The organism is Pseudomonas sp. PB120, assembly GCF_009761815.1.
Lineage (GTDB): Bacteria > Pseudomonadota > Gammaproteobacteria > Pseudomonadales > Pseudomonadaceae > Aquipseudomonas.
The window spans coordinates 1-3718 of record NZ_RWIN01000118.1; the positions used below are offsets into that span (position 1 = coordinate 1).

Annotated in this window: 3 protein-coding genes; all 3 read right to left on the reverse strand. The window is 62.7% G+C overall.

The window, feature by feature from the left end:
* Window positions 1–16 precede the first annotated feature (16 nt).
* From EJA72_RS21520 to EJA72_RS21530, 3 genes are read right to left on the reverse strand one after another with little or no spacing between them, the layout of a single operon-like run.
* Window positions 17–346: a GlpM family protein gene (locus tag EJA72_RS21520; RefSeq protein WP_178129513.1), complete on the reverse strand. Its 330-nt coding sequence runs from the start codon at window positions 344–346 to the stop codon at window positions 17–19.
* An 8-nt stretch (window positions 347–354) separates the two neighbouring features.
* Window positions 355–1683 (reverse strand): sigma-54 dependent transcriptional regulator, encoded by a 1329-nt coding sequence (locus EJA72_RS21525; RefSeq protein WP_157713412.1) that lies wholly within the window; start codon window positions 1681–1683, stop codon window positions 355–357.
* Window positions 1680–3581, reverse strand: a complete 1902-nt coding sequence (locus EJA72_RS21530; protein WP_157713414.1) for a sensor histidine kinase — start codon at window positions 3579–3581, stop codon at window positions 1680–1682. Before EJA72_RS21530 ends, EJA72_RS21525 begins: the two co-directional genes overlap by 4 nt.
* Window positions 3582–3718 lie beyond the last annotated feature (137 nt).

The window sequence follows — 3718 nt, forward strand, 5'->3', positions numbered from 1 at the left end:
GTGGTGGTGGTGGTGTTTAGGTTTGGAAGCGAACCCAGACCGAAACAAGTACGGTGGCCGCTATTAGCCACGCCACCGTCGCCACCGCGAGTGATGCCTCCAGGCGCATCCGGTCGACCATCACATACAGCGTCGCCAGGTAAATGAAGTACGGGATGATCGACCACATCCCGAACAGGATGGTGGTCTTCAGATCCTCCGTCGACCGCCCCTTGCCGACAATGTAATGCGCAATCAGCGCAAAGGTCGGAAACAACGGGACCAGCCCGGCGATGTAATAGTTTCTGGTCTTGGCCAGGGCGGCGAGGATCACCACCACCGCCGCGCCCAGGGTTGCTTTTAGAATCAGGTCCATCAGTGGCTCAGTCCGTATTTTTTCACTTTGTCGAATAGCGTGGTCTTGGCCATGCCCAATTCCTGGCTGGCCTGGGTCAGGTTGCCGCCGCTGCGTTGCAAGGCATCGCCGAGCAGGTTGCGTTCGAAGGCTTCCACCGCTTCGGCGAACCCCAGCCCTTGGTTGCTGCCCGTGACACCGGTTTTCTTGAAGGCCGGCAGACCGAGGGCGAAGCGCTCGGCGACGTTGCGCAGTTCGCGCACGTTGCCCGGCCAGTCGTGGCTCATCAGGTTCGACAGCGTCTGGTTGTCCAGCTCCGGCACGGCGCGGTCGAAACGCAGGGAGGATTGCTGCAGGAAGTGCTCGAACAGTTGCAGGATGTCTTCACGGCGTTCGCGCAACGGCGGCAGCTCCAGGGTCACGACGTTCAGCCGGTAATACAGATCGCTGCGGAACTCGCCGGCCTTGCTCGATTCATCCAGGTCGGATTTGGTCGCCGCGATCACCCGACAATCCACCGCCACACTCTGGTTGGAACCGAGTCGTTCGAGGGTGCGCTCCTGCAGAACCCGCAGCAGTTTGATCTGCAAGGGCAGCGGCATGCTTTCCACTTCGTCGAGGAACAGCGTGCCGCCGTCGGCGTGTTCGATCTTGCCGATTCGCCGTTTGCCGGCGCCCGTGAACGCGTTGGCCTCGTGGCCGAAGATCTCGCTCTCGAACAGGTTCTCCGGCAGGCCACCGCAGTTCAGCGCGACGAACTGTTTGCTGTGGCGCCGGCTGAAGTCGTGCAGGCAGCGCGCGACCAGTTCCTTGCCGGTGCCGGTCTCTCCTTCGATCAACACGTTGGCCGACGTGTCGGCGACATTGGCGATCAGTTCCCGCAAGTTCTGCATGGCCGGCGAGCGGCCGATGATCCGGCCTTCGAGGGAGTCGCGCTCGGCCAGTTGCCGACGCAACGACGAGACTTCTCGCGCCAGGCTGCGCTGCTCCAGCGCACGACGGGCCACGTCCACCAGCCGTTCAGGCGAAAAGGGTTTTTCCATGAAGTCGTAGGCGCCTTTCTGCATCGCGCCGACGGCCATGGAGATGTCACCGTGGCCGGTAATCAGCACCACCGGCAGGCTGCGGTCGCGGGCCTTGAGCCGGGTCAACAGTTCCAGGCCATCGATGCCCGGCAGGCGAATGTCGCTGATGACGATGCCGGCAAAGTTGTCGCCAACCCGCTCCAGCGCTTCTTCGGCGCTGCCGACACCCACGCTGGGAATGTCTTCCAGCGTCAGCGCCTGTTGGCAGCCGAGCAGCACATGGGGGTCGTCTTCGACGATCAGCACACTAAGGTCGTTGTTCATATGGGCTCGTCGGGAGTGGGGCTTACCAACGGTAAACCGAGGACGAAAGTGGTACCACCGCTGGCCGGGTGCTCGACACCCAGGTGCCCGCCGGTGGCGGCGGCCAGGCTCGCCGACAGGGTCAGGCCGAGGCCCAGGCCTTGTTCGCCGGGTTTGGTGGTGAAGAACGGTTCGAACAGATGCTTGCGCGCTTCGGCGTCGATACCATGGCCGTTGTCGCGCACCCGAAGGCGGTATTTGCCATCGAGCGTTTCGCCTTCGAGCCACAACTCCGGCAGCGGTTGTGCCTGCATGGCGTCGAGGGCGTTGCCGATCAGGTTGACCAGAATCTGCTCGAGGCGGGTCTGGTCGATCTGCACCTGCACGTCGGTGAACTCACGATGCACTTGCAGATGGCTGCTGTCCACGCGACCGCCGAGCAATTGCAGGGCCGCGTCCACCGCTTTGCCGAGGCAGGCCTGGCCTTTGTCGTCGCCGCGACGGGCAAAGGAACGCAGGCTGGCGGTGATCCGGCCCATGCGGTCGATCAGTTCGTTGATGGTCTTGAGGTTGGTGCTGGCCACGTCCAGCTGGCCGCGCTCCAGAAAGCGTACGGTGTTGCCGGACAAGGTTCGCAGCGCGGCGAGTGGCTGGTTCAATTCGTGGGCGATGCTGGTGGACATCTGGCCGATGGCCGCGAGTTTTCCGGCTTGCACCAGTTCGTCTTGTGCGCGTCGCAGGGTTTCTTCCGCCTGGCGCCGTTCGCGGATCTGACCCTTGAGCCGTTCGTTGCTGGCGCGCAGGTCGGTGGTGCGGTCGGTAATCCGTCGCTCCAACTGATTGTTGGCCTCTTCCAAAGCCTCCCGGGCGGCGAGGCGGGTGGCGATGACCTTGCGCCGCTCATTCCAGGCAATCAGCAGGAACGCCAAAAGCGCAAAGGCCACGGCTACCAGAATCCCCTGATTGATCGCTTCGCGACGCAAATCCTGCAGGGGGGTAAGCAAGGTGAAATTCCATGGGGTGTCGCTCAACGGTCGGGTTTGCGAGAGGTAGCTGATGTCCTCTTCGGCGGAGTCGACTTCGCTGTTGGCGGGGAAGGTCAGTTTCTCCTCGCCTTCGGCCAGCTTTTCCCGGGCCAGGGGTTGCAGTTCATTCAGCGGGAACCAGTAGTACTGAAGGCTGCGGGCGAGTTTTTCCTTGGTGTCGTCGCTCAATGGCACGACCGATTTCAAGCGTCGCGCCGGATCGCTGGAGAGAATGATGATGCCGTTTTCGTCGCTGACGAAGGCTTCCAGGCGCGCTCGCTGCCAGCGTTCTTCCATGGCTTCCAGGCGGACTTTGACCACCGCGACGCCGATGATTTTGCCGTGTTCTTCCAAGCCGTGGGCCAGGTAGTAGCCGGGTTCGCCGTTGGTGCTGCCGATGCCGTAGAACCGCCCCGGCTGACCGCGCACGGCGTTCTGGAAATAGGCGCGGAAGGACAGGTCTTCACCAAGGTAACTGTCGACATCGCGCCAATTGCTGGTGGCCATGACGCGGCCGGTAGTGTCCATCACATAAATGGCCCGGCTGCGGCTGCGCCGGTTCAGGCCTTCGAGGTAATCGTTGACCGTCTGCCGGTGTTCCGGCGTCGGGTCGGCCAACAGCGTTGAAACACTGGATTCGAGTTCCAGCAGGCTGGGCAGGTAGGTGTACTTGCTGATCTCGCTCTCGACGGCGCGGGCGTGCAGTTCAAGCTGACGCTGGCCGTTCTCGCTGAGGCTGCGAATGCCGTAGTGCTCACTGACCCAGAATCCGAGGTAGCCCAATCCGATCACCAGGGCGATGACCAGCGGCGGCAGGAACAGATGGCGGATCAGACGGGGTTTCACGGCGAGTGATGGCGGGGCTGCGCGATAGAGAGGGGGGTCGCATTTCATCACAGATGCCTTGGGTCAACCAGCGTGGCAACGGGCCTGCTCTGGTTTCCAGTAGAACGTAGAACCTGTGGCGAGGGAGCTTGCTCCCGCTCGGCTGCGAAGCAGTCGTTTTGGGGCCGCTACGCGACCCAGCGGGA

Coding starts and splice junctions, on each gene's coding strand:
- EJA72_RS21525 (WP_157713412.1), bottom strand. CDS start 1,683: ATGAACAACGACCTTAGTGTGCTGATCGTCGAAGACGACCCCCATGTG.
- EJA72_RS21530 (WP_157713414.1), bottom strand. CDS start 3,581: ATGAAATGCGACCCCCCTCTCTATCGCGCAGCCCCGCCATCACTCGCC.